Origin of the sequence: Streptomyces sp. NPDC059455, assembly GCF_042750115.1 — a bacterium.
In the GTDB taxonomy this organism is placed as follows: domain Bacteria; phylum Actinomycetota; class Actinomycetes; order Streptomycetales; family Streptomycetaceae; genus Streptomyces; species Streptomyces endocoffeicus.
On the sequence record NZ_JBHYVB010000213.1, the window covers coordinates 13,696 to 18,601 of the forward strand.

Annotated in this window: 2 protein-coding genes; both read right to left on the minus strand. The window is 73.9% G+C overall.

Annotated elements, in window-relative coordinates:
- Positions 1–3,667, minus strand: a 3,667-nt coding sequence (locus ACFXB5_RS44555; protein ID WP_385219547.1) for a hydantoinase B/oxoprolinase family protein, incomplete at its 3' end; no start/stop codon positions are given.
- A partial coding sequence (locus tag ACFXB5_RS44560; RefSeq protein ID WP_385219549.1) for an SGNH/GDSL hydrolase family protein occupies positions 3,664–4,906 on the minus strand: 1,243 nt, incomplete at its 5' end. The genes ACFXB5_RS44555 and ACFXB5_RS44560, both read right to left, overlap by 4 nt.

The window sequence follows — 4,906 nt, forward strand, 5'->3', positions numbered from 1 at the left end:
GGGTGGATTGCGTCCGCGTCGGTCTTGCGTCCAAACGGCCCCCCCCCACCGACACCCCGCCCCCGCCCACCGCGGGCGCGCCGGGCCCCCCGCCGCCCGGGGTGTGGACGACCAGGACGTCCCCCACCCCGACGTCCGCCGCGTCACGGCCGTCCAGGCGGTCCACCGAACCGTCGGCGCGCTCGATCAGGTTCGCGCCCAGCGCTCCCGGTTCACCACCGGCCATGCCGTACGGGGCCACCCGGCGGTGGCCGGTGAGGAGGGCGACGGTCATCGGCTCCAGGAAGCGGATGCGGCGGGTGACGCCGTGGCCGCCGCGCCATCGGCCGCGGCCGCCGCTGCCCCGGCGGATCGCGAAGCTCTCGACCCGCACCGGATAGCGCCACTCCAGCACCTCGGGGTCGGTCAGCCGGGAGTTGGTCATATGGGTCTGTACGGCGTCGGCGCCGTCGAAGCCGTCCCCCGCGCCGGAGCCGCTGGCGACCGTCTCGTAGTACTGGACGCGGTCATTGCCGAAGGTGACGTTGTTCATCGTGCCGGAGCCCTCGGCCTGGACGCCCAGGGCCGCGTACAGGGCGCCCGTGACGGCCTGGGAGGTCTCGACGTTCCCGGCGACCGTGGCGGCCGGGAAGACGGGCGCCAGCATGGAGCCCTCGGGGATGCGGACCTCCAGGGGCTTCAGACAGCCGCTGTTGAGCGGGATGTCCTCGGCCACCAGCGTCCGGAAGACATAGAGCACGGCCGCCATCACCACCGAGCTGGGCGCGTTGTCGTTGCCCGGCCGCTGGGGCGAGGTGCCGGTGAAGTCCAGGACGGCGCCGCGCGCGTCGCGGTCCACCGTGAGGCTGACGCGGATGACCGCCCCGCCGTCGGTCTCGTAGCGGTACGAGCCGTCGCGCAGCCCGGCGACGATACGGCGCACCGACTCCTCGGCGTTGTCCTGGACGTGGCCCATATAGGCGTGCACGACGTCGAGGCCGAACTGCCCGATCATCCGGCGCAGTTCCTGGACGCCCTTCTCGTTGGCGGCGATCTGGGCGCGCAGATCGGCGAGGTTGGCGTCCGGGGCGCGGGACGGATACGGCCCGCCGGTCAGCAACTCGCGGGTCTCCCGCTCGCGCAGCGCCCCGTCCCGTACCAGCAGCCAGTTGTCGAAGAGGACGCCCTCCTCCTGGATGGTGCGGCTGAAGGCGGGCATGGAGCCGGGGGTGATGCCGCCGATCTCGGCGTGGTGGCCGCGCGAGGCGACGAGGAAGAGCAGTTGGTCCCCCGGCTCGTCGAAGACCGGGCTGACCACGGTGACATCCGGCAGATGGGTGCCTCCGTGGTACGGGTCGTTGATCGCGTACACATCGCCGGGCCGCATCGCGCCCCCGTTGCGCCGCAGCACCTCCTTGATGGACTCGCCCATGGAGCCCAGGTGGACCGGGATGTGCGGGGCGTTGGCGATGAGGTTGCCCTCGGTGTCGAAGAGTGCGCAGGAGAAGTCGAGCCGCTCCTTGATGTTGACGGAGTGGGCGGTGTGCTCCAGGCGGACGCCCATCTGTTCGGCGATGGCCATGAAGAGGCTGTTGAAGACCTCCAGCATCACGGGGTCCACCTCGGTGCCGACCGCGGTGGTGCTCGGGCGCGGCCGGACCCGGGTGAGCAGCAGATGGCCGCGCTCGCCCATGGTGGCCCGCCAGCCCGGATCGACCACGGTGGTGGCGTCCTCCTCGGCGACGATCGCGGGCCCGGTGACCCGGTCCGAGGGGCGCATACGGTCGCGTTCGTAGAGCTCCGTCCGCTGCCAGTGTCCGTCCGAGAACATCCTTACGGTCGTCACGGGCGCCAGTTCGCCCTCCCTGGGCGGCCGTTCCACGGCATGGCCGCCGGTGGGTCCGGACGCGCCGACCGCCTCGACCGACACCGCCTCGACGACCAGCGGCTTGTCCATGGTGAAGGCGTAGCGGGTGCGGTGCGCCCGGACGAAGTCCTCGGTCATCGCGGAGGCGGAGCCTACGGGTACGGGGATGCTGGAGTCGGTGCCCGCGTACCGCAGATGGACCCGGGCGACGGTGTCCAGGGTGTCCTCCGGGACCCCGTCCGCGAGGAGTTCGCCACGGGTCTGATCGGCCAGCCGCGCGCACAGCTCGCGCACCCGCGGCAGCGTCTCCTCGCCCAGCTCCGCCTCGACGGCCTGCTCGCGCATGGCGGTGGCGTCGGCCACCCCGATGCCGTACGCGGAGAGCACCCCCGCGAGCGGCGGCACGATCACCGTGCCGATGCCGAGCGCGTCGGCGACCGCGCAGGCGTGCTGGCCGCCCGCGCCGCCGAAGCTGGTGAGCGCGTAGCGGGTGACGTCACGGCCGCGCTGCACGGAGATCTTCTTGACCGCGTTGGCCATGTTGAGCACCGCGATGTCCAGGAAACCCGCCGCGACCTCCTCCGGTCCGCGCCGGTCGCCGGTCGCCTCCGCGATCTCCTCGGCGAGCGCGGCGAAGCGCTCCCGGACCGTCGCCGCGTCCAGCGGCTGGTCGGCGTGCGGGCCGAAGACCGCCGGGAAGTGGTCCGGCTGGATCCGGCCGAGCATCACATTGGCGTCGGTCACGGTCAGCGGGCCGCCGCGCCGGTAGCAGGCGGGGCCGGGGACGGCACCGGCCGAGTCCGGCCCCACGCGGTAGCGCCGGCCGTCGAAGTGGAGCACCGAACCGCCGCCCGCCGCCACGGTGTGGATGTTCATCATCGGGGCGCGCATCCGCACCCCGGCGACCTCGGTGCCGAAGATCCGCTCGAACTCGCCCGCGTAGTGCGAGACATCGGTCGAGGTGCCGCCCATGTCGAAGCCGATGACGCGGTCGTGTCCGCCCTCGCCGGAGGAGCGCGCCATGCCCACCACACCGCCCGCGGGCCCGGACAGCACCGCGTCCTTGCCCCGGAAGTGCGCGGCCTCCCGCAGCCCTCCGTTGGACTGCATGAACATCAGCCGGATACCGCGCAGTTCGGCGGCCACGTCCTCCACATAGCGGCGCAGGATGGGCGACAGATACGCGTCGACCACGGTGGTGTCACCGCGGGACACCAGCTTCATCAGCGGGCTGACCTCGTGGGAGCAGCTCACCTGGGCGAAGCCGAGGTCGCGCGCCACCGCGGCGACCGCCTGTTCATGCGCGGCGTACCGATAGCCGTGCAGCAGGACGACGGCGGCGCTGCGGAAGCCGTCGCGGTGGGCGGCGCGCAGCGCCTCGGCGGCGGCGTCCAGGTCCAGGGGGCGGACGACCTCGCCATGGGCGTCCACCCGCTCGGGGATCTCCACCACCCGGTCGTACAGCGCCTCGGGGAGCAGGATCCGGCGGTCGAAGAGGCGGGGGCGGTTCTGGTACGCGATGCGCAGCGCGTCCCGGAACCCTTCGGTGACGACGAGGACGGTCGGCTCACCCTTGCGCTCCAGGAGGGCGTTGGTGGCGACCGTGGTGCCCATCTTGACGACGTCGATCCGGTCGGCCGGGACCGGATCGCCGGGGCCGAGCCCCAGCGTCCGCCGGATCCCGGCGACGGCGGCGTCCGTATAGCGCTCGGGGTGGTGGGACAGCAGCTTGCGGGTGACCAGGCGGCCGTCCGGACGCTTGCCGACGACGTCCGTGAAGGTTCCGCCCCGGTCGATCCAGAATTCCCAGCGACCCGTCACCCCGCCATTGTCGCAGCGGACGACGGTGTGTCGGCGATGAGCGGATCGGCGGGCGGGGAAGGCACCGGGTCGGCGGACGCGGGAGCCGACCGCTGGGCGAGCGGCTCGGCGGACGGATGGGGCAGTGGGTCGGTGGTGGACGGGTGCGGGAGGTGGGCGGGGGCCGGGCCGCGGGTCACCGCGGTGAGCGCGGCGATTGTCGCCCGCCGGTCCCGGTCCTCGAGCAGATGTGCGGTGCCCTTGAGGCGGTGGCGCCATTCCAGGGCCGCCAGCGCGACCAGGCCGGGCAGGAGGTCGGTGCAGCGGTCCGCGATCCAGCGGGTGCCGCGGGTCGCCATCCACCACGCGGAGGCGGTGCGCGAGGGCGCGGGGCCGTTGAGCTCCAGGGACGGCGGGGCACCGGTCGCGATGGACCGGGCGCGCAGGGCGCTGTGGAACTCCCTGGCCAGCAGCCGGTGCCCGAGCTCGCTCGGATGCAGCCGGTCCACGCTCCACGCCCGCCGGTCGGCGACCCAGGTGTGGTCGCTCAGCTCCACATGGACCGCCTCGTGGCGCTGGGACAGCGTGTGCACCACGGTGTTCACCGCGCGCATCCGGCGCCCCAGCGGGCGCGCCAGCGCGGACGGCAGCCCCAGCATCCGCCCGGGGTCGGGCAGGCAGGCGGTGAGCACCACGGCGCCGTCGGCGCGCAGCGCGCCGATCGTACGGTCGAGGGCCTCGGCGACCCGGCGGATGTCGAACGAGTCGCGCAGCGTGTCGTTCCCGCCGACCACGACCGACACCAGATGCGGGCGGGCGCGGCGGGCGGCGGGCAGCTGTTCGTCGGCGACATCGGCGGCCAGCGCCCCGCTGCGGGAGAGATTGACGAACTCCACGGGCTCGTCGGGGTGCGGCCCGGCCGCCGCCAGCAGCGCGGCCCAGCCACGCCATCCGCCGCCGGGCGCCGGGTCGCCGAGCCCCTCGGTGAGCGAGTCGCCGAGGGCGGCGAACCGCAGCCTGCGCGGCTCCACGCCCCCGCCCGGGCCCTCGCCCGTGGCCTCCCCGTCGCCCGGCGTCGTGCCCGGCGTCCGGCCCGCCCGGTGCGGGGCAGTGGCCGCGTCCTGCCCCGCACACCCCGTCTCCGTAAGGACGGCCTCCGTAAGGGCAGCCTCCGCGAGACCGGCCTTCGTAAGGGCAGCCTCCGTAGGGTCGGTCTCCTGACGAGACGGTTCCGTACCAGCGCGGTCCCCCGTGTGAACG